The 22,293-nt window shown below is 46.7% G+C and carries 18 protein-coding genes; 6 read left to right on the top strand and 12 right to left on the bottom strand.

Annotated features, from left to right (window positions below; all coding sequences use genetic code 11):
- The first annotated feature begins 115 nt into the window (after positions 1-115).
- Positions 116-496: a DUF3110 domain-containing protein gene (locus ON05_RS24515; RefSeq protein WP_010478141.1), complete on the top strand. Its 381-nt coding sequence runs from the start codon at positions 116-118 to the stop codon at positions 494-496.
- Positions 497-521: 25 nt separating this feature from the next.
- Positions 522-1,982 carry a DUF3084 domain-containing protein gene (locus tag ON05_RS24510; protein ID WP_010478139.1) on the top strand — a complete coding sequence of 487 codons (1,461 nt, stop codon included), beginning with the start codon at positions 522-524 and terminating at the stop codon, positions 1,980-1,982.
- A 7-nt stretch (positions 1,983-1,989) separates the two neighbouring features.
- Here ON05_RS24510 and bchD read toward each other — a convergent pair whose 3' ends face one another.
- Positions 1,990-4,038, bottom strand: coding sequence for a magnesium chelatase ATPase subunit D (bchD, locus tag ON05_RS24505; RefSeq protein WP_010478137.1), 2,049 nt, complete (start codon positions 4,036-4,038; stop codon positions 1,990-1,992).
- Positions 4,039-4,881: 843 nt separating this feature from the next.
- Between bchD and ON05_RS24500 the strand changes: the two genes are divergently transcribed.
- Positions 4,882-5,878 (top strand): IS1 family transposase gene (locus ON05_RS24500; protein WP_262561004.1). Its coding sequence is split into 2 segments (ribosomal slippage): positions 4,882-5,244 and positions 5,246-5,878, totalling 996 coding nucleotides; the frame shifts between segments, so codons are not numbered across the junction.
- 243 nt (positions 5,879-6,121) lie between these two features.
- Here ON05_RS24500 and ON05_RS24495 read toward each other — a convergent pair.
- The 5 genes from ON05_RS24495 to ON05_RS24475 all read right to left on the bottom strand — a co-directional run bounded on the left by ON05_RS24495 (position 6,122) and on the right by ON05_RS24475 (position 12,166).
- Entirely contained in the window at positions 6,122-6,466 is a 345-nt protein-coding gene (locus ON05_RS24495) for a hypothetical protein (protein ID WP_039779686.1), read from the bottom strand.
- Between the two features lie 354 nt (positions 6,467-6,820).
- Positions 6,821-7,882 (bottom strand): type II secretion system protein J, encoded by a 1,062-nt coding sequence (locus tag ON05_RS24490; protein WP_010472113.1) that lies wholly within the window; start codon positions 7,880-7,882, stop codon positions 6,821-6,823.
- Positions 7,879-8,751: a Tfp pilus assembly protein FimT/FimU gene (locus tag ON05_RS24485; protein WP_010472114.1), complete on the bottom strand. Its 873-nt coding sequence runs from the start codon at positions 8,749-8,751 to the stop codon at positions 7,879-7,881. Before ON05_RS24485 ends, ON05_RS24490 begins: the two co-directional genes overlap by 4 nt.
- A 123-nt stretch (positions 8,752-8,874) precedes the next feature.
- Entirely contained in the window at positions 8,875-10,344 is a 1,470-nt protein-coding gene (locus ON05_RS24480; protein ID WP_010472115.1) for a hypothetical protein, read from the bottom strand.
- 271 nt (positions 10,345-10,615) lie between these two features.
- A complete protein-coding gene (locus ON05_RS24475) occupies positions 10,616-12,166 on the bottom strand; it encodes a hypothetical protein (protein ID WP_010472116.1) in 1,551 nt (516 codons plus the stop codon).
- Positions 12,167-12,590: 424 nt separating this feature from the next.
- On the opposite strand from ON05_RS24475, the gene ON05_RS24470 reads away from it, so the two are divergent.
- Positions 12,591-12,992 (top strand): hypothetical protein, encoded by a 402-nt coding sequence (locus tag ON05_RS24470; RefSeq protein WP_010472117.1) that lies wholly within the window; start codon positions 12,591-12,593, stop codon positions 12,990-12,992.
- Here the strand turns inward: ON05_RS24470 and ON05_RS24465 are convergent, their stop codons facing one another.
- Together ON05_RS24465 and ON05_RS24460 are read right to left on the bottom strand one after the other, a co-directional pair.
- The gene (locus tag ON05_RS24465; RefSeq protein WP_010472118.1) at positions 12,993-14,324 is read right to left on the bottom strand and encodes a diguanylate cyclase; all 1,332 of its coding nucleotides are present in this window, start codon (positions 14,322-14,324) and stop codon (positions 12,993-12,995) included.
- Between the two features lie 11 nt (positions 14,325-14,335).
- Complete coding sequence (locus ON05_RS24460; RefSeq protein WP_010472119.1) at positions 14,336-16,699, bottom strand: EAL domain-containing protein; 2,364 nt, start codon at positions 16,697-16,699, stop codon at positions 14,336-14,338.
- Positions 16,700-17,283: 584 nt separating this feature from the next.
- On the opposite strand from ON05_RS24460, the gene ON05_RS24455 reads away from it, so the two are divergent.
- Positions 17,284-17,508: a hypothetical protein gene (locus ON05_RS24455; RefSeq protein WP_010472121.1), complete on the top strand. Its 225-nt coding sequence runs from the start codon at positions 17,284-17,286 to the stop codon at positions 17,506-17,508.
- A 147-nt stretch (positions 17,509-17,655) separates the two neighbouring features.
- Here the strand turns inward: ON05_RS24455 and ON05_RS24450 are convergent, their stop codons facing one another.
- Positions 17,656-18,540, bottom strand: a complete 885-nt coding sequence (locus ON05_RS24450; RefSeq protein WP_010472123.1) for an SH3 domain-containing protein — start codon at positions 18,538-18,540, stop codon at positions 17,656-17,658.
- A 397-nt stretch (positions 18,541-18,937) separates the two neighbouring features.
- On the opposite strand from ON05_RS24450, the gene ON05_RS24445 reads away from it, so the two are divergent.
- Positions 18,938-19,426 carry a hypothetical protein gene (locus ON05_RS24445; RefSeq protein ID WP_010472124.1) on the top strand — a complete coding sequence of 163 codons (489 nt, stop codon included), beginning with the start codon at positions 18,938-18,940 and terminating at the stop codon, positions 19,424-19,426.
- Positions 19,427-19,803: 377 nt separating this feature from the next.
- On the opposite strand, the gene ON05_RS24440 is transcribed toward ON05_RS24445, so the two are convergent.
- The 3 genes from ON05_RS24440 to ON05_RS24430 all read right to left on the bottom strand — a co-directional run bounded on the left by ON05_RS24440 (position 19,804) and on the right by ON05_RS24430 (position 22,219).
- Positions 19,804-20,633, bottom strand: a protein-coding gene (locus tag ON05_RS24440) for an IS5 family transposase (protein WP_396150064.1) whose coding sequence is annotated in 2 segments (ribosomal slippage) — positions 19,804-20,216 and positions 20,216-20,633 — 831 coding nt in all. Because the reading frame shifts where the segments join, the coding sequence is not laid out codon by codon here.
- A gap of 247 nt (positions 20,634-20,880) precedes the next feature.
- Positions 20,881-21,486 carry a hypothetical protein gene (locus ON05_RS24435; protein ID WP_010472812.1) on the bottom strand — a complete coding sequence of 202 codons (606 nt, stop codon included), beginning with the start codon at positions 21,484-21,486 and terminating at the stop codon, positions 20,881-20,883.
- Positions 21,487-21,592: 106 nt separating this feature from the next.
- Positions 21,593-22,219 (bottom strand): hypothetical protein, encoded by a 627-nt coding sequence (locus ON05_RS24430; RefSeq protein WP_010472814.1) that lies wholly within the window; start codon positions 22,217-22,219, stop codon positions 21,593-21,595.
- Positions 22,220-22,293: the final 74 nt, after the last annotated feature.

The following is a 22,293-nucleotide window of genomic DNA, read 5'->3' as shown; positions in this document are numbered from 1 at the left end:
GGTTAGCCTTGCTATCATTGTCCAGACAAAGATTGATTATAGAGGTAAATGTTATTCTTGTTCAGCACCCTCTAGTGGTCGATCAAAGGTATATATAAGATTTCAACTCAGGATCATGCGTGTATTTGTTTTGTTATTTAATGCTGGAACTGAGAACGAGGGCATTCACTCCTTACAAAAGCAGGTTTCCACCGATGAAGGCAGTTATACACAAGATGTAGTGCTGGCTTTTGAAGAGGAAGACGACGCCACTCGCTTTGCCTTAATGCTGGAAGCTCAAGATTTTCCAGCAGCCACGGTAGAGGGATTTGATCAAGAAGAGATTGAAGCATTTTGCGACAGTGCGGGCTTAGAACTGGAATTAATTCCTGTGGGCTCCCTTGCTGTACCGCCAGAGGCTAATGTCGATAAAACAGACTGGCAGCCGGATCAACCGGAAGCCGATGTTAATGATTTAGATCAAATTCGTCGTCGCTTAGAGAATCTGCTGGATTAACCCGTTACGGTCTGCAAGGGTTTCCATGCTGGGTTACTTTCTAGTTGTTGTCATTATTATTTTGGGCGGTGCGATCGCAACGTTGGGCGATCGGATTGGTTCGAAGGTGGGCAAAGCTCGCTTAAGCCTCTTCAACCTCCGTCCTAAAAATACGGCCATTGTCATTACGATCATGACGGGTGCAGTGATTTCTGCCCTTACCTTAGGGATTGTATTTGCCTTTAGCCAACAGTTTCGAGATGCCCTATTTCGGTTTGATGATATCCAGAAACGGAGTCGGATTGTCCAAAAGGAACTGGCGGACACCCAGGCGGAAAAAGACTCCATTGAGGTGAATCTCACGCGGTCCCGCACTAGCCTCAGCCAGACTCGCCAACGCCTTAAGACGGCCAATCGTTCTTTGGTCAAAGCGATTACCCGAGAAAAGCGGATCGAACGCCAACTCAAGCAAACCCAAAAGCGCTTTCTCCAGTCTAAGCAGCAGATCACGAAATTCGCGGGACAAGCGAGGCAGTTGCGATCGCAAATTCAGTCCCTCCGCACAGAACAAAAAAACCTCCGAGTTCAGCGCAATCAATCTGAAGCCCGGCTCAAACAAGTTAACGCTCAAAAAAGGAAACTCGAAACCGCGATTACTCAAGCTCAGACCCGACTCCGCCAAGTCGAGATTCAAAAGCAGGAGCTAACCACAACGATTACAAAAGGGCGTCTGGAACTTCGAGCAGCCAATCAACAACGTCAACAACTCCAACAAGACGTTCAGGCCCTAGAAGCCAATCGTGAACGCCTAGAGAAAAATGTCGAATTTCTCCTATTGGGGCTACGTCGAGGCACCATTGCCATTCGCACAGGACAAGTCCTGGCCTCAGCGGTAATTCAAGACATCAATTCCAAAGCCGATGCGATCCAAGCCATCAACACGTTGCTCACCCAAGCCCGTCAAAGTGCGATTGCCTTGTCCAATCTGGCAGACCTTCCGAATGAACAACAGGTTGTTCAAATGCGACAGTCTGACGTTGAGCGGCTGGCCCTTCGCATCGGGGATGGGAAATCTTATGTGGTCAAGATTCTAGCGGCTGCCAGTTATTTACAAGGAGAACGAACCATCTTTGTCGTTCCTCAGTTAGCTGCGAACCGAGTCATTTACCAAGCCGATACCCGCATTGCCCGAATTTCTGTCCAGCCCGCTCAAGTGAGTGACGAGCAACTCCTCCTCCAAATTGAGCAATTACTAAGAGTGGTCAATCAGCAAGCGATTGTTGCTGGCTTCTTACCGGATCCCCTGACGGGTACCGTGGGTACCTTTCGTCAAGTAGATCTATTCCGATTTATTTTGGCGTTGAAAGATCGGAACGATCCAGGCCCTGTCGATATTATTGCCATTACTCCGAATACAGTACTGACCGCAGGTCCCCTAGCCATTGAGCTAATTGCGATTAAAGACCAGCAAATCATTCTTCGAAGTAACGCTCCAGAGCCGTCATAAGCTAGGCCTAACCCGTCAAGTTGCTGATGGCATCTTGGGTGACTGCGGCAATCGCTTGATCGGTGGCTTTCGGTAAGTGATAGTAGTTGCCCCCTGCATTTTGGGCCAGCTCTTTGGCAAATCCAGTGGAAATAAACTTGTTCTCGGTATCAATCACCAGCAATTTCAAATTCAAGGCTCGAATGCGCCCCGCAATTTCTAACAGTTCGGCCTTAATGTCAGGTTTCTCCCCATCCACTGGCGGTTCACCCAAGGATGTTGCCAAGGGAATATTACCTCGACCATCCGTAATCGCGACCAATACAACCTGACCAATATCCCCAGATGAGAGGGCATTCATACCTACCCGAACGGCTTGAGTCAGACCGTGGGCTAAGGGAGATCCACCACCACAGGGTAGGGTATCCAAGCGACGGCGGGCAGCTTCGATAGACCGAGTCGGGGGTAGGAGCACATCGGCCCGTTCCCCTCTGAAAGGGATCAAAGAAACCTGATCTCGATTTTGATAGGCTTCCGTTAATAAGCGCATCACGGCCCCTTTCGCCGACTGCATCCGGTTCAGAGCCATCGAACCTGAAGCGTCCACCACAAACACGACCAATGCTCCTGCTTTCCGGGCTAACCGCTTGGTGCGGACATCAGATTGTTCAACAATGACTCGCCGATTGGGGTGACGAAGCCGCCGGGCTTTTTGATACGGGGCAGCAGCTCTCAAGGTGGCATCTACGGCAATTCGCTTAACGCCACCCTTAGGCAGCATGGGCTTGACGTAGCGTCCCCGATCTTCCGAAAAGACAATACTCCGACTGCCTGATTTCCCTTGTCGGCTAGCATTTTGGGCAAAGAACAAAACTTGGGGATCGAGGACAACACCATCGGGATCGAACACAAATTCTTCAGGGATGCTGGGAGGCTCTTCGGGTTCCGGTGGATCTTCTTCGTTTTGATCGTCCTCTTCTTCTTCATCTTGATCCGACTGATCGGAATTATCTTGTTGAGGGGGTGGGGGAGGTGGGGGTTGGGGTTGTTCTGGGGGTGGGGCATCAATGACCGTTGCCCGAGGGACAATAACTAATTCAACAGCACGCCGTAAATCTTCTGCAGTGACTTCTGAACGGCCATTGAGGGCCGCATGGGCTTTGGCTACACGAACGGCAAATAGTTCGGCTCGATGACCCTGCACTCCGCCTCTGAGGGCTTCGTCCACGAGATAGACAATTTGGGAGTGCTGGATCTGGACATCCTTGAGCCATTCCCGCGCCAGCAAAATCTGAGTTTTTAAATCATCTGTTTCATCCTCATACTGTGCTAAAAACGCTTGAGGAGAATTGGCATAGGCAGTAGCCTGTTCAACTGCCTGGACTCGCAGATCAAGGCCTAACACCTGATCTGCTGAGAGGGAAATAGCGATACGGTCTAGAAGATGTTCTCGTAGAGGGCCTTCTTCTGGGTTGTAGGTAGCAATAAAAATAGTAGAGCAAGGATGCTGGAAGCTGAGCCCCTCCCGTTCGATTTGATTTCGACCTTCCGTTAGGCTGGTCAGTAATAAATTGGAGATCTGGTCATCCAGAAGATTAATCTCATCCACATATAAGACTCCCCGATTGGCCTCTGCCAACAGTCCAGGTTGAAATACGGTTTCTCCTAGTTTTACGGATTGGCTAACATCCACAGAACCTAACAGCCGATCTTCTGTCACTCCTAAAGGAACCTGGACAAATGGGGTCGGAATAATTTCGGTTTTGGGTTGGGGCCGTCCATCCACTATCGGAATGTCGCCAGCCTCCAGACTGGCCAATAGATCATCATCCCAAGCAGAAGTATCCTCTGGATCGCCTTGGCAGATGGAGTCTTTGACCACTTCGATGGGAGGGAGAAGGGCATGAACCGCTCGGGCCATAACTGATTTCGCGGTCCCTCGCCGACCGGCAATAACGACCCCACCTAGAGTTGGATCAACGGCTGTGAGTAATAATGCCAATTTAATCGCTTCTTGACCCACCACAGCTGTGAGGGGAAAGGTGGTTATTTTTTGGGGAAGTTCAGCAACTGGCATAGAAGATTTCATTGGTGTTCAGACCTTCAGAATACCAAGATCCATGCTTCAAAGGCGTTGTTTCAGGATTTTGTCTGCCCCATTACCTCATCTCAACGGATGAGAGAGCTTAGAAGCGTAGCGGCAACCACCGAACTATGCCAACCATCACTAAAGTCATTGCAAGCTGAGCAGACGGAGGAGCGAGGGCAAAACTGCATAGGCTACTTAGGAGACCTGCACAGGTTGCAGCGATGGAATGGACTTCTTCAGTTCTTCTCAGTTTGATGGCAAGAGTGATACAAACAAGAGCTATCACCAGAAAGAAACCACTAAACATTCAAACACCCCTTTCAAATGATGTTGTCCTGGATATGTGCAGGCAGCAAGTATTGATTAAAATCAATTTAGTTTGAATCAATCATTTTAATTAGTCTATCATAGATGAACTAAGTATTTTTGCTCATCGATTGTGATTTCTTATCTGTTTTATTCAAATTCTTAAATAGCTCTCACGGCTAACGTTATTCAGGGCAGATGCTGCTTTCCGGTTTTTTTGGTGTGTCTACCAAAGAATTTTAGGTTGCAGAATGGAGACTTCAACTTATCCCAATCTCGGGGGGTATGAGGGCTAAGTGTGGGTGGTCAGTAACCAAGGCTAATTCAAGTTCCAGGAAGGAAAACTGAAGCAAAAATTCTTGTATTCCCAGGCTACTGGTATACTCCGAACGAGTTGAAAGTTTACTTTTTAGATGAGCTTCAAATTCCTTGGTAGAGAGAGTTATAGCTCAATCTGAAATGTTAGGCACTGGTCTGTTAGCAGGATCTAGCTATAATGCTTCCGACGCAACCTAATGTAGATCAATGGAATGCCCATATTGTCTAAGCGAGAAGATCCTAAAGCGCGGCTTTGATAGCCTGCAAGATGGGACATTAGTCCAGCGATATCAGTGTAAGGATTGCAATCGGCGTTTCAACGAACGCACGGGTACCCCAATGGCTCGCTTACGCACCGCTAGTTCAGTAGTGAGCTATGCCATCAAAGCTCGCACCGAAGGGATGGGTATTCGTGCTGCAGGTCGAACTTTCGGTAAATCTCATACCACCATTATGCGTTGGGAAAAACGCCTAGCAGACCAAGCACAGAACTGGTCACCTCCCGCACCAGCAGCCTCTGATGTGACGGTAGAAGGGGATGAAGTTTACACGCGTGTAGGCAAAAATCTTCCCCCCCAGCCAATCCCAGGGCTGGACCATCCATTTCCTTGAACGCGAAAGCCGCTATTGGTTGACAGCACAAGCTGGCCTCAAGGATGCACAACTTTTTGCAAATGGCGTTTACTCAGCTTGGGAGTGGGTCAAAGCCTGTGATGGGATTCGATGGTTTACCGATGGTGAGAGGCGTTATGGACAAGAACTTTGGAAGCTCGCCAATGTCTATCTCAATGGTGAGGAGTGTCATCCTGACTATGGGCATCGCAAGGTTTGGCGAGAGGGGTTAGAAGTCGCGATGAAAGTTAAAGGGTCTCAGGGGAATCGGCGAGTAGAGTGGGTGAAAGCAGAGCATCCCTTTACCGCTATCAGTCTAGGGTCTGAGGTCCATGCCAATCATAATGAGGCTCACAATGCTGCCTTGAGGAGACGATGTAGTGCTTATCGAAGACGGCAGAATCTCTACGCTAAGAAGCGGTCGGGGTTACAGCGAGTGCTAGATGTACAACGCCTGATTCATAACTGGGTTAGACCCCATTGGGGGCTCAGTAAGCAGACCACACCAGCAATGGAGATGGGATTTTGTTCTCGTCCGTTGAGCACACTAGAACTCCTCACCAATAAAGGGTTTAGGTATGTGCCCTGTTAGTAGACCAGTGCCAAATGTTAATCCCTCAGCTGTTGGCAGTATAACATTCTTGTTTCTAGTGCTTTTGAATGACTTCCGGTGAAATTAAATAGTCTTGAAAAGTAACTGGGTTTAACCCAAAAAAATCACTAAGCTTAGTGAAGAACCAGCTCAGTGAAATTTTTGTTTATTGCATAAGTCTCTTGGGATATTCTCTAAAGAAACTTAATTTTTTTGTGAAATCAACCCAAAAACCTATTAAGACTAATTCCATGCAGTTACTTTTTTGGGATCCTGAAACTCAGGAATATTGATTAAAAGTTCCACTTCATTTAGAGGACTTCCAAGTTCATAGATCGAGTTCTTCGTTGTGACATAAACACGACCTTTTTCAGAAAAATACCCTGTGACACTTGAGGTATTGATCTTTACACCCTGGGTATACATCTCATGATTATGAATGCGACCTTTAATGGTGACTCTGCCGTTTTTACATAAGCCTACCCATGACTCAATTACTGGAACCCCCTTGAAGTCATACTTTGTAACCTTTCGGCCTTCAGAGGAATGATCGAGAAAAAAACCAGTGATATCGTCAACGGTAACCATGGGGATCGAGGGGAAAACGAAAGGGGACAACAAATACATGTATGAGTTGTGTATAACTTAATTGTATTGTCCTTGTTTTCTGCTCCCTTCAGTAATATCCCTGATCTTTTAAATGTTTTTCCCAGGATAGCCACGTATTGAATTGATTAAATATGTGGATTTTTATTTTCTGGTCACAGAATGAGCTTAATATTGAATTCAATATGTGATCTCAGCCCAGGATGAATTAGAATTCTGATTCTTGCCTGGGCTGAGACCTATATTTTCTTACTAAAATATCCAAGAAAATGCGCTTAGGTTGAACTGAGCTTATGTAGTTAAAAGTTAATCTAAATAAAAACAGTAGAATCCAGTTTAATAAACTGTGACTGGAGTAAAGCAAACTTTATTACTTTCAGGGCTGGTAATTTGCCCCACTTTTGCGGTGACTGTATAGCAATGTTGTTCTCCAGCCAATCCTTGCATTTCGGTTGAGTTACGACTGTCTGAACCAGTATAAATTTTGGACTTCTGGGACGTTGAAGGAATTTCCTGATTCACTTCAAAAGTGACGCCACTTAGAGCACCGGACCACTGCCAATTTAACTCGATCTGATTGGTGCCGGGTTGTTGAGTAGCAGTTAAAACAGGGATAGGTTGGCTAGGTTGGCTAGTTCCTGCGCGGGACGTAGCAGTACTGCTCAATCGATGAATTTCTACATCAGAGATTTGGCTACGCATAATTAAATCAACTTGACTGCCCTGTACACAGGCTTGAAACCCCCCTTTCCCCATCATTACCCCTGGTGTAGGACAGGTGGGGGGGGTATCGATTTCCTCTGAGATCGCATCCACTAAGGTATCGCTAGCAACAGGGTTACTACAGGGATTGATACTGCCATCACTGGCGGGAACACGACCATACCGGTGAATGGAGTTGGGAGCAAGCCAATCTTGGGTACTGGGGCGGATATCATACACGACTTGATCATAGGTCGCGGGTTGGGGTGGAGGTGAACCTGCATTAGGACCTCCAGCAGGACAAATATTTGGAACCTGGGAGGTGATGGGAATTTCTAAGTAAAGTACGGGGTTACTCCAGTCCGAAGCTTGTAAACCTGCGCTGGTCAGCATACTAGACATGGAAGAGGCATCCGTTGCCTTCATTATTTGGGATTGGTTAATGCGTTTCGCCATCCTAATTTCATTGCTAATGAAATCAAAAGCTCGGCTTAAGTCGTGGCGTCTAGCCGCAATCGCTTCAGTCCGGTTGTTGGCTCGGGTTGCTGCAATCACCCCAAATCCTGCGACGCTGACGACCAGGCTAGTAATGAAAGCCGCAACCAAGAGTTCCACCAGAGTAAAGCCATGGTGAGTGGGTAATGTCTTCTTAGATGACAGTTGATGCAAACCATCTCCCCCTAAATGATGCTTCATTGCTCCTCCCAGTTCGCGGCAGTGCAACGACCCGAGTCCGTAATGGCAGCCGGACTCATATCGCCTTGATAGGTACCAATACGGGTTAACCCTAAAGTATTGGAAATCGCAATACAGTGTTTAGTGGCTTTGGAATCATCAAGACTGTAAAAGATAATCTTGCCGCTAGGATCTGTTGGTGTTTGTTGAGCACTAACAATCGCAAATTCAGGGTTGCCTAAGACACCATATTTGATCGGGATGATGGCCGATGGCCCTGGGATAGAGGGTGAATCGTGTCCACCATCATCATCATCGTCGTCATCATCTTTAGCTTTGCAGGTCCCTAACCCTAATCCTCTTTCGGTATTACCTTTACATTTAGCGATAACCTGAACGACCACTCCCGCTTTAGACGCTTTAGCTTGTTCTTCAGGAACAGGAGCCATAGCAATTTGGGAGATCGTTTCACCATCGCTCAGTCCTAGAGAGGGTTGCACATCTGAACCAATTAGAACGGGCTGCCCTTTATTGGTACGGGCTGTGTTTGAGTTTGGATCTATCAGATTAGTTGCGATCGCAACATCCGTTTCCAAGGTGCGATCACCCGATTTGAGACACGGTCCAGTTATTTTCCCTTCCACAAAATTGAGGGTTAGGGTGCAAATTTTATTGCCTTTAATGGCTTCTCGTTGAGTTTCATTCAAGGCTGTGCGGACTTCTGCCATCGTCTGTTTAACTTTGGCTCGGTTCATGGTCGCCATAATACTCGGAGCTGAGATGGCAGCAGCGATGCCGATAATGGCAGCAATGACCATTTTTTCAGCCAGAGTAAACCCCGCCTCTGAGTGTGAAGGTCTGAGTTGAATCAATGGATACAAGCGGAGCATGGCAATTTACAGCAGAAGAATGAACATAAAAAAAAGAAGGCTTTCAGCTTCAGGGGGGAGAAACTTTCCATCCCCTATGAGACTTGCCCATACTTTGACAAGAAACGGATTAAGGCATTTTGGTCATAACCTCACCCGTTGCCAACTTTTCACATAGCCAAACTTATTCTTGGGTGTAATGCCAATACCACTGACCACATCTGCCAAGCTGGATACATCGTTGGGTACTCTAATGCCGGACGTACTGCCATTGGTCGTGATGATGTCATCATCTTCAGAAGGCACCATGCGGGTATGGGGATTAATATTGATCGAACTGACGACATCCTCTACCCAAGCGACGCCATCAAAATTGGTATTACCACTACTGGGGCAGCCATCTCCAGTCCCTTGTAAGTGGAGATCATTAATCTTGTTGTAAACAAAGGCGGTGTCAATGCAAGATTGATCGTACAGTTCGATAGCAGGTGTTACAGCGCTTGCATTATGAACAATAATCCTCAAATCACCCACTCGTGGAGCTTGCCCATCCGAGCGAATATTTCTCAGTTGAGCATTGCCCCGTAATTCAAAGGAATCAGTGACATAAAGATAGACGGGGCCATCCGTTGTGTCCACAGTGACGACATCAGTACCATCTAATGCCAATGTTTCGATATGGTAGGGACTGTTGGCCGCGGTGAGCGTAGTACTACCTGCAACGGTGCCTAAGCTCGTAACCTCTGCGGGCAAATCGACTGACAAGGTTTGGGTAATCTGACATCCCACAATGTTGCCAGAAATTAAATCTTCACCCGGACCATCCGTTGAAGTGGAGTAAATGGCATTGAGATAAGCAGAACGGTCACTATCAATCGGGGCAGATTTATCTGTCAAACTGCTGTCAGCAGACCAGGCCGGATCGTAGTAAAGATTGGCATGTTGACCAATAAGGGTGCGTCCTCGAATAAAGGCCCCCTGCATCGCCAGCACACCAGGGAAATTCTCTACTTCCGACTGTATAGACAGGGTAGACAGCACATAAGACACTCGTTCTCCATGCTGACCTTCAATGAACAGAGTCCCCGTTTGTTCCGTCGGATTATACCGATAGGCTTTAAGTTGATATTGACCACCAGAACTCATGGCCCCTGAGGTGGTGATACTGGGAGTAATGGTCGTCGAAGTGTCTTCACACGGAGATGAAGTGCTGCCTGTATATCCTGTCCACTCATCAACAGCGGTAGCTTCTTCATCCCCAGAATTGAGAATGCCATCCGGACCGAGATAGGTGGTTCCAGTTTTGAGATTGACTGTATCGTAGTTTCGAGTCAATAAAATTCGATTATTCGGTTGGGTCATTTGGGACAGCATTCGAGCCATACCTCCTTCTGACACAGCCAAACTTGCCCCTGATTCTTTGCGGTTAAAGGCAGAGATGCGATCGCTTTGGGCAATCATCATCGTTGACATCCCCAAAATAACCATGACAAAGCCCAAACCCAAAGCGAGGGGTAAGGCAAAGCCTTGGTTCGCAGAACGTCTGGAAGATTGAGAACGGAGATAGGATAGTAGCCAGCCGCGCAGCAAAGATGCTGAAAATTTGTTGCCCATCATCCCTTCCCCTGCCAACGGGCCGTAAACGGGATGCAATAACAACTGCGATAAGAAAAGTGACACCAACGGTTAAGCATAAGTACATCAGAGGACGTTTAATGCCAATGGGGAACATTGGCAGGACCGTGTTCAGGACAACACTGTTCTTATCCTGACTTTCCCTGCTTGTACTTGACGACAGAGATAATACGGAATTCCCTACTTTTGAGGAGAAGAGTAGTGAGATGCAGGCTGGCCTTGATCGCCTCAACTAAACAGAACTTCAGTCTTATAGCCGCACACGCTGCCAGTTTTGCACTCCCCCAAATCGATAGCGAGCTGGCCACTCCACATATTTCAGTAAATCCATCAGACTGGACACATCTTCTGGCACCGCGATTCCAGCTGTGATTCTTGAATTGACCAAGGGATAATAGGTGTTTTTGGGTTGATCATAGTTGGTGCCATTGAAGCCATTGAGAAAGTTCACATCCCGGTGAACTTCCTGATCCTTGAGGGCCAAGATGGCTTCCATCCATAACACCCCCTCAACATTCGTATTTCGTCCACCTGGACAACCTGGACCGCTGGTCAGCAACCTTAATTCGTCAATCGGGAACCAGAGAAAGGCATTTTGGATGCAGCTACGATCATAGAGGTTCACTTGACTATTTCCCCTAGCCAGAATGCGCAGATCGCCGACCTGAGGGGGTTGAGCGTCTGTCCGAACATTAAGGATTTTGGCATTATCTCGCAGGGTAATGGCTAGCTCTGGATCGGTCCCCCCATACACAACATCAATTTGGACTGGGCCTCCCGTGGTATCAACGGTCAAGACGTCATCATTACCTAAATCAATACTTTCGACGCGATAGAGGGTTGGGGACATGCCTCCTACCCCTCTCAGGGTCGTACTGGAAGTGATACGACCGAAGTTGGTTCCTTGAATCGTCGTCGGTAGCTGAGGGGGTAAGTTACAGGCAAAGATTTTTCCTTCTACCGTATCGATGGGACTGCCATCCGCCTCAAAATCTTCCTCATTGGTCGACCAGATGGCATTCAAATAATCATTCCGACTTAGATCGCCTGGGGCAGCACTGTTGGTTAGGGCATCATTGGCTGAACCGTCAGGGTTGTAGTAGATATTCCCCTTGCTTCCTAGAATCTCTCGACCTCTGAGCGCCAAGGTCCCCGTCTTAAAAGCTCCATTTGTGTTGCGGGAGACGATAATACCGGGAAAATTGTCTAAATCTGGGGTTACATTAATTTTGATCACGATTCCCGTGGTCTGATCATTGGTGGTTGCTTCTACGAATAATGTGCCTTGCTGCCGTTTGGGATCATAACGATAGGCCTTCAGAGCGTAGGTGCCATTCACACCGATGGGACCAGAAAAGTTAAAATTTGGAGCCCCCCAGTTCATCTGCTGGTGGCAGGGTTGATTACTGGGGTCATAGCTGGTCCATTCATCAATGGGCTCTGTCTCTTCATCTCCACTATTGAAAATTCCATCTGGGCCTAAATAGGTTTTACCCGTTTGGGGATTAATTGTGTCGTAATTGCGGTTGAGCAAAATGGCGTTGTTGGGGACCGTGAGCTGGGCTAAAGTCCTTGCCATTCCCCCTTCTGCGGTCGATAAGCTGGCACCCGATTCTTTCCGTTGCCAAGATGTTATGCGATCGCTTTGGGCGGTCATCATCATCGTCAGTCCCAGTACCACCATCACAAAACCCAACCCCAAAGCCAAGGGTAAGGCAAAGCCTGCATCCCTGCGGTTGGTAGAGTGGCGCTGCTGTAACCACCAACGTATCACTGTTGCGGTAAAGGGATTTAGGGGCATCCGTTCGTCCCCCTCTGCAAAGGCAGAGAAATGGCTTGAAACGTCCCCACATCAGGCATTTTGATCACGCCGCTAGCATGATACCGATCACTGCAAAATGCTTCAAACCCAGCCATAGTAAACCTAGAGGAGGTCAGCAGTTCAACTAAACATTACCTAAAAGCCGGAGCTATAAAACGCTCATATCCGTCACTTTAACTTATGGGGGGATGAAAATAGAGTGATTCTTAATTTCGTCTCAACATCAAGAAATTAAACCTATTTTGTAGGTATAGGTGGTCAGGGTTGAGTTAATTTAGGTGCATTCCGAATTTTTAGGTGTATTGAACTCATCTGTGCCAGACCATAACTAGGCGTCAGCATCGCTAGATCGCCGTGCCATAGTGGCACAATCCCAATTGACGAATAATTTTTGGAGTGGAATATGTCGAGAAGCAAATCAATCCTATCTTTAGGAAGTTGCGCCTTTGTTGCGCTCAGCGCAATCTTACCCTTTGGGGCGCATGCCCAAGCAGATCCTTCGCAGTTAGGAATTCCTGAAGAGACAACATTTGCTATCATCACGCGCATGAGTGATACTGTTGCCGCCCGTATCTCAGCCTCCTCCTGCAAAGATACTCGCGATCTGTTGAAAGAGATGCGTAATAGCAAGGGTAGCAAAACCTCAGAGCTATCTTTAGAAGGTCAATTACTAGCCTCTGCCCGTACCCAACCGAAATTACAGCAAGTTGTAGCCAATCGAGTCGGCACAGCCTTGGCCCTCAAACTGATGGAATGCAACATGATGAACCCTGATACGTTAGGGGCCTTGTTTGATAAGAAGTAGTTAGACCACCACTTGGGTTTCGACAACATTTTGTTGAGCCTGGTGGACTCGATTTCGACCTGAAGTCTTAGCACCATAGAGCGCCTGATCGGCTTGTTTGATCAGGTGCTCTTTGGTTTGGGCATCACCAGGGAAGGTGGCAACCCCTAAGCTGGCCGTCATCTCTATTTGCTGCAAGGAGGGTAGAATAATCGCTTCCTCTGCAATGGCTAGGCGAATCCGATCTGCGATCGCAACACTCTCATCACTATTCGTCTTGGGCAGAATGACTGCAAACTCTTCGCCACCGTATCGGCAGACAATATCTCCAGGTCGCACTTCACGCTGTAGAAGTTGAGCCACCTCACACAGGGCCAAATCTCCGGCCTGATGGCCATAGGTGTCATTGAGCTGCTTGAAATGATCAATATCCACCATGATCAGCGAAACTTGATCAGTATTGCGCTGGGATTTCTCCACCTCCACCCTCAACCAGCGATTGAATTCCCGCCGATTGTAGACTTCCGTTAGCCCATCCAAGGTTGCTAAACGGTATAAGTCTTTTTGACTTTGCTCCAGCTTGGCCGCCATCAAGTTAAAGGTTGCGGCTAAATGACTAAATTCATCGTCAGCAGCCAAAGAAATCCGATGGCTCAAATCTCCCTTACCTAATTTCTCAACGCCGTCCTCCAAAGATTTTAATGGCACCGTAATAGACCGAGAGAGCCCATAGGCAAACAGGACTGCTATCGCTAACGCCAAACCAAAAATCATAGCGATCAGCTGTCTAACCTCTTTGCGAACGGCTTCTGCATGGTTGACATTGGCATCATTTTGAAACGCAATCAACCGATAATTCAGTCGCTGGACATCTTGCAAAATCATTTTGAGCTGTTCTTGCAGCTCAACCCTGGCAGAGTGTGACAAGCCCTTTCCCGATTGAGCAACAGAAGGATCCAGGATTTGCTGACACAGCTGGGAAATTCGCTGCCATTTTCGCTGTATTTCCTGTACAGAACTAAATTGGTGTGGATCCTGGTGGGAGAATTCCAAGAGCCTCTCCAAACTCGTTTTGATCGCCTGACTTTTTTGCTGATACTCCTCCCACGTTAGGGAGTGAGATAGCTCAACTGGCGATGCCACCACATTTAAATCTAGAAGTAGCCCTTCCACATGGGCCAATGGGAACAAGGCTTCGCGCCCTACATTCTCACCCTTATCAAACCGACCTAATGCTCCTTCAAAGGAAATGATTGCCCCGGTCGCCAACATCAGCAAAGGGACAAACATGGTCCCTAAGCCCAGTCGAAGACGCTGGTTTAGAGAGGTTTTAGGGGTGAACCAAAAGGGCATAGAAGTACTGTTTATTCCCCAATCGGTAAAGACAAGCTCATGGGACTAGACAGGGTAGCAATGACCTGTTGGGCTGCCTCCGGTTGAAGAGGACGAGCAAACCAATAGCCTTGTCCAAGCTCACACCCTAAGGTGTGGAGATATTGCATTTGTTCTATCGTTTCAATCCCTTCTGCCACAACATTCATCTCTAGGCCATGGGCAAGAGCAATAATGGTTTTGACAATTTGATCTTGTCCTTGGCCAATGCCCCAAACAAACGATCGATCGATTTTGAGGGTATTAATGGGCAAGTTATACAGATAATTCAAGGATGAATATCCGGTGCCAAAATCATCCAAACTGAGGGAAATGCCTAAGTTTTGCAATTGCTCCAGTCGATCGGTGACGTAGTGAGTGGACTCCATTAACACCGTTTCGGTAATTTCCAGTTTGAGATGGTGACCGGCCAGATGGTGCGACTGCATTAAAGATTCAACAGACTGGACGAAGTAAGGTTGCAGAAACTGTTGACTCGACACGTTAATACTCATGGTTAACGGTACGGAAAATTCCTGTTCCCATGCCGCGAGTTGTTGACAAGCAGCTTTTAAAACCCACTCCCCCAGCGGAATAATCAGCCCCGTTTCCTCAGCCACAGGAATGAATTTCTCGGGAGAGATCAGGCCTTGCTGGGGATGATGCCATCGCAATAGCGCTTCAAAACCAATCAGCCGCTGTTGCCGCAAACAGAAAATGGGCTGATACTGCAATCGAAAGGGATTCTGTCCTTGTTCAATCGCTTTGACCGCATATCTAAGACTATTGCCTAACCATAAGCGAGAGCGAACTTGCTTATGCATGGTCTCATCGAAGACTACATACCCCCCGCGACCGTGGGCTTTGGCTCGATACATGGCTGTATCTGCATCTCGCAGCAGTTCTTCAGGGTGTTGATACAGGCTGGTGGAGTGGGTAATCCCAATACTGACTGAAGTAAATACTTCTTGCTGATTGAGCTTTAATGGCTTAGCCAGGGACCGCTGGATACGTTGGACAATCTTATGGGCCTGTTGGTGGTTGACGACTCCATCCAGGAGAATAGCAAACTCATCTCCCCCCAAGCGAGCCAGTAAATCCTGAGGACGCAAACTCTCTTTAAGCTGCCGAGCAATTGCAACAAGAAGCTGATCCCCCACGCTATGCCCCAGGCTGTCATTAACGAGCTTAAAGTGATCGACATCCAGAAACAAAACGGCGAAATGGCAAAGCTCTGCCTGACGAGAATATCCCTCTAGCTGCTGGCGCTGAATCTGTTGCAACTTACGTTGAAGCTGTTCATAGAAGTAGTCGCGGCTCGGTAATCCCGTCAAGGTATCAAATAGCGCCTTTTGTTTGAGTTTCTCGGCCGTCCGGTGTCCCTCCATCGCAATACTCGCTAAATGGGTGGCGGTTTTTATGATGTTGAGATGATGAGCGGTAGGGGAACAGGGAACTTGATGAGATAAGGCAACGGTTCCTAATAGATCCCCAGACTGAGAGAAAAAAGGGGTTGACCAACAGGCACGAATATTATGCTGTTGGGCAAAGTCGCGGAAGTCCACCCAGACGGGGTCGCGTTGCGTATCTTCCACATATACAGCCTGGCCACGAAAGGCTGCAGTCCCACAAGAGCCAGCATTTTCAGCAATTAGCAAATGATCAAAGGCAGCGGCCACTTCCGAGGACAAACTGGGACCTGCTCCCATGCGTAGTTCCGGTTGATGAGCATCCCGTAAAAGGATGGAACAAACCGTCCCTGGAGACTGACTCTCAATCAATAGACACAAACTGTTTAGAATCTCATCTAGCCCTTGCCCCGTTGCCACATTTTCCAAAATTTGGGTTTGGGTTTGCAGCAGCATTTCTGAACGTTTGCGCTGAATAGCCGTTGCTAATACCTGGGCCACATAGTTAACAAAATTGCGATCCTCTTTATTCCAATCCTGAGGGGCAGGGGTCAAAATCTCCAGTAATCCCAGGGGACGATCTGGCCCAGAGATCGGGATACACAGACCGCTTATTCCATGGGGTTGCGTCAGGGGAAGTTGTTCGGATTGCCCGGCAATAACGGCTGTTTGTCCCGTTTGCATCAAGGTCTGTAACCACGGATAGTCTCGGCTATCGATATCGGTGGAGCCCCCTAGGAGAGACGCTTTTTGTTTCGCTACTAACCGCAGAGTGTTGCTATCAGAGAGGACTTGCCACAAACTACAGTCTGAGATCGGCAAGTGGTGACTCATTAGTGCGATCGCATCCAGATACAAGTCAGTTAAGCTAAACCCGGACAACGCCTTCTGCCCTAGTTCAGTGAGTTCTGACTGTCTATCTAGAGGATTTGTCGCAAAGTCATTCATAAAAACCAACGATTCAAATATGGAGAACTGTTAAATACGCAATTGGATCACAAGGGTTCATAAAACTAAGTTTGGACACACACCACCCAATTTGTAGCAGTAGATGATTTCACTGCCCTAAATCCTAGCCAATTCTATTGAAAGAGAAATATGTAAATCTACTGAAATTTCCTTTACAAAGAGATTCATTTTTTAAACTGAACGCTTCATAAAACCCTCTATTAGTTGATATCGTTCAATATTTATGACTCACAAAGCGACTCAAATCATAAAGAGAAGTCTGGAGAGGTTATTTAGTTATATAGGAGAATAAATAGAGAAGTTTTTAAAGTGTAGACATCATTATGGGTAACAATAATGTTGTAGTTTGCCATGCCTCTGTGGCTCTATTTTGTCTACATTGGTAGGCTTCCTAGGATTTTAGTATTCTTTGAGACAAAGCTAGTGCCCTAGAAAAAGAAATAGTTTTCTGCCACAAAAAGCTCCATTTTGACAGAGCCAAAGAGGTTTTTAAATATGACTTGAAAGGTTACTGTTTTGTCTGTGATAGAACCAACATAAGTCGTGCATCTTCAATTTGAGCCATGTTCCCATTAGCCGGCATTCCCGACACCATTGCCAGTGCTCTATCCTCCTACCGTCCAGTATTTTGTCGAGAAGCAGGCTTTGCTCACATTAGCCGCTATATCAGTGGGTTGCTCATTAGTCCGAATAAAACCTTGCAAGGCATCTATAACCAGATAGTATGGTCTCCTACAAAGCAAATCAGCCGTCGAGCCATGTTTGAATCTATCTTTGAATCAGGCTGACATTGATGGATGCCCACCGTGCGACACTAGCCCCTGCTTATCGGGGTCAAGGTCGAATCGTGCTGAGCTTGGATAGGACATTGGCTTACCATCCTTATAGTCAGATATTTATGGTGCTAAAGCCGCTCATGATTACGTTACGCATGATCAATTGCATCGTGCAGGGGCGAACTCTTGTTGCCCGCGACCCTGGTGGCACCGATAGCGACCACCTACCCATTCAATGGCCCAAATGCGCTTTTGTTTGACTAAATCAACTCGCGTCTCGGAGGCCAGAACGGAATCACCGGCACAAGGCAGCACTTGCTCTGGGCCATTGCTGACAATCACCGTTACCTTAGAGGGACTATGTTCGATGGTTGAGACGTTTGTCGGTTTACAGCCATCCGTATTGGGATAGCCCAATAATTTCAAAGCGACAGTCGGGGCATTAAACAGCCAGGGTTCGTTAGTTTGCTTAGCAGCTTTGTAGCTCTGATTAAAGGAGGATATCCATGGATCTGTTTTCAAGTTGAATGGGAGATACTGCTGCTTGGGATTCAGTTTTGATGAGGTAAGGCTGATGAAGTCTTTACGAATCCACCCCTCTGCTTGAGATTGGTTAAAGCGAAGATAGTACCAGATGGCCTCTCCTTCTCCTTTCGCTTTTTGAAGCAGGGTGACCGCATCTCCTTTGTAGCCAAAATGTTTGGCTTTGGAGCGAGTGGAGGGTTGCGATCGCACATTAATACGGGAATTCGGATCTTTGCTCACGAGTTGGGCGGGTACAGGCGTAATTTTTTCGGCGATGTAAGTGACCTCTCGGATTTCGCCTTCATCAGGGGAAGATGAAGAACTCTCAGGTTTGCCGATTTTGTCTAATTCTTGACTGAATGGACCAGATTGGCCTGCCCCAGATTGTTGACGGTCAGCTGGAGTCTCAGTGCTGGGTGAATTCGTATCGGCCGAAGTTTGTTGGCAAGCTTGAATGGATAACCCCAAACCAAATAGGCAAAGGAGCAACACAAAGCTAAGTCTTTGATTCCGTTTCATTGCCAACCATCTCAAAGCTGAATTTCATGTTCACAGTATAAAATTAATCCTTGTTTTTGCCGATGACAAAGATCACTACAAAGTGTTAAACCACTATTAGGCCCTATTTTTGTCATTTTCAAACGGTACCGAATCCCCATTCTTTTTGTGTAGGAAAACTACCACAATTCGGGAATTATAAGTGTAGAGAGTTTAAGAATTATTTTTTGGATTGAAGGGTTGCCTTAAGGTCTAGGCAGTCGAGTATATATACTTATTTTTTTGACTGAGCTGGAATTTCCATCTTCTTTAATATGGACAATAAATTACATTTATTGCATTGTTTTTTCTTGCTCACTTAACTTTAATCCCAAACCACTAAATCATCTCTATTCAATGATGAGCAGGTGAGCAATTTATGGAGAGAAACCTCTTTGAAATATCATTGAGCCAATTCTCAGGTTTTTCTATCTATGGAATAGGTGTTTCAGTTCTCGGATATCGACCGTTTCCAAATGGACTGTATCGTGTAACGCTTTGGATAACTATATTTTTTATTCCTATTTTCCCTTTAACATCACGGGTTGTCCGTCCCTTTAAAATTCAAGATAGCTCTGTCAATCGAGTATTCATTGGCGAAAGTTTTGGATTCGATATTATTGGCCAAGAACCCTTACGTTTACCCAACGTAATACGGACTTATATTCTAGGCTGGAGTTTCGCTTTATTAGCTTTAGCACCCGTCGTACTCTGCATTCGACATGGGCAAAACTATTGGCCGAATGGTGGTTCACCTGAGTGGTTTGTTTTTCTAACGGTTACTAGCACTATTTGGCCTATCCTCATCCTAGGATTTCTCAATCATCGAAAAAATCAGATGCATGAAGGGCTAATCAGAAAAGAATAATTCTTTTCTGAATTGTCTCGATCTCTATTGAATAATGCTCAAGGCAGGGTTCGCTTTATTTCGGTTGTAGAATAAAGCCTGGTTGACAGGATTAGAGAAATATATGATTTTGTGAAGACAGTACTGAAATACCAGATGTTGACCGAACGTTCATAAATAGGATAACCAACTCAACACTCATATTCAGTTTTTCAAGACGTCGTAGCTTTCCGTTAGGCGAAAGCGTAGTCATGGGTGACAAGGGCATTGGAGTCGGCATGCTGCATTCACCTTCCAGATCGGTTGTCAGCAAGGTGAGAAGAACCAGCCGATCGAACATGAGTAATAGACCTCTTGCAATATTCATTTCACGATGTGGTATTGCTGTTTGCCATCCCTTAAGCAGCCAAAGATAGCTCATGGTTATAGATGGCTGAAATCAAGTTACACCGCAGGGCGTAGCGACGACGACGATTGCGATAGCGCTCCGACAAAATTCTGAAAATCTTCAGGCTGCGATTAATGTGTTCAATGCCAATTCGTTCCTGACTCAAAGCACGGTTATACTCTCGCTGCAGGGAAGTCAGTTCATTGTGTTGTGGCTTCTTGAGAGGAACATAGCTGTTGGCGTGGTAGGCTGCAATCCCTTGATATCCGCTATCTTGCAGACTCTCGGTATCTGGATGGATATGGATACCTGAAACCTTGAATATCTGAAAATCATGCCGACGACCTTTGTCAAAGCTCAGACAGATAATCTCTAAAGTGTTGCGGTCAGCAATAATCTGGCATTTGAGGGGATGCCTCTTTTTTTTCCTGAATAATACGCTTTTTGTCCTTTTTGAGGACGTTCAATCGGTGTCTCAGTCACATCCATCACGACAACATCAGGTCGCTCAAATCCTTGTATTAGATGTTTCTTGCCGGGTAAGCGGAAGAGTCCTGAGTTCATCAGAGCACTCTCGACCTGGTGGACAATACGGCAGACGGTTGATTCAGGGACTTCCCAATCTCCAGCAATGTGGAAATAGGTCCGATATTCTCGCCAATATTGAAGGGCCACCATCAGTTGATCACAACGACACAACTTTGGAGGTCTTCCTGCATTTGAGCGATTGAGGTGATAGGTATGCCATGCGTGGAGCATGCGTTTAAAGGTTTGTTTGTAGACTCCAGTTCGTCGCTTAAAGTCTTTTGCACTCAGCTTTTGGGCTGCTTCGTAATTCATGGGGTATGGCACTGAATAGGAACAACATCAGATTCAATACCATATCGCAAATCCAATTATGCAAGAGGTCTAGTAGTTGCACTCTAATTGGAATAGCTTGCCTTCAACATTTCCCCAAATTTGATTGGTAGGTTGGTGGTGGAGTTCCTTTTGAACTCCCTTATCTATGACTTAGTACAGAAGGCTATCCTCCCCCTAAAGATGCTGTGCTTTAGGGGGTTCTCTACAATTTGGGCCTGATAGATGTCTACTGGGGTAGCCTTTGCCCCTCCATGAAGCGTTGAATGCGATCGCGTTGCGTAACATCCTTTGACACCACACTGAACTGCACGGTAGTATTGCCTTCCCCCTGAAACGTCTCATAGTTATAGAGCTGGCCTTGATACCAACGATAGGTATCGCCATCGGTATGGGTTTTCGTTAAAGTTGCGGCCTGAAAATCGGCCAGAACGGCCTGTCCCCAGATAGATTGAATCAGCTTAGCTCCTTTGCCCTGCTTGCCTTGCCCAAATTCAATCGGGCTAGAACAGCCTGACTTCCCCTCCCAGTAACAGGCAGGTCGGTAGTCTATATTTTCCATTTTGACCTTCCCCGCTGGATCCAAAAAGACGGTGAGATGAACTGTGCCATCCATCGTCTTAAACGAGACATCGAGGTCGGATTGATCTGGCTCGTACTTTTGGGTGGTCTGCAACGGGGGGACTTTGGCTAGCCCAGCATCAGCTTGAGCTGCATAGTTTTGGGATGACCAACGCGTTACTTCAGCCTTGGTCATCCCGGGGAAGGCTTGTGCTGATGAGATGGTGCTACAGGATGCGATCGCAACCACCAAACCCGTCCAAACTTTATTCATCGTCCTCTACCCCAGTCACTATCTCGGTTTTAATAGCCCTAGAGCGCTATCACAAGGATACCGATCACACAGAGGCCGACAAATAATAGAGACCTCAACAGGACTATCAGGCGTCTTCTAATTGCTTCAGAATATTAACTAGGATGCGTAACAGATCCTCCAAGTCAGCAGGAACACGGTACAGATAGAGATCTTGGGTAATAGTTCTAGATTGGCGATCATACTGCCCAAACTGCCAAATATTTCCAGTGGATATTGCACCATGCAGAATCTTTTGGTCAGACTCAATCCATTGATCGAGGGCAATCAACTCAATAGCCAATTGAACAAACCCTCGTTCAAGATTTTCGTTCTTGGCCTCAATAACCAGAAAAGTTTGGTGATTTTGGAGTAAATAATCGAGAGAACCTTTGAGCTGGTCACTCACTGCAACGGGATATTCGACATTTAGCGTGGCTTGGGTATAGTGCAGAACATCGGTTAAAACAGGTGCAATCAGAAATTCCCGTCTCACCATTTCAGACGTCAAACTTAACCGAGGCAAGCTCTCTTCTATTCGACTTCTTAAATCGTGAAGTCGGTCTAAAGGCCCAGGATAACGAGGCAAGGTTAACGTGCGACGAAGCAAACTTGCCTTGAAGTGCGCCAAAATATCTTGTGGAGCAAAGTTGAGCTTAAAATAATCCGAAAAGGTATAGGACTGATCCGGCTGGATAATGGGAGCTTTTGGCACGGCATAACTCCTAGTTGCTCAGATGAAATAATTCAAATTTAAAGCGGACAAACGCTTTGTCTAGAACTAGCTTC

The organism is Acaryochloris sp. CCMEE 5410, assembly GCF_000238775.2.
Lineage (GTDB): Bacteria > Cyanobacteriota > Cyanobacteriia > Thermosynechococcales > Thermosynechococcaceae > Acaryochloris.
Note: the sequence above shows the minus strand (reverse complement) of the source record. Positions and strands in the feature narration are given on the sequence as shown.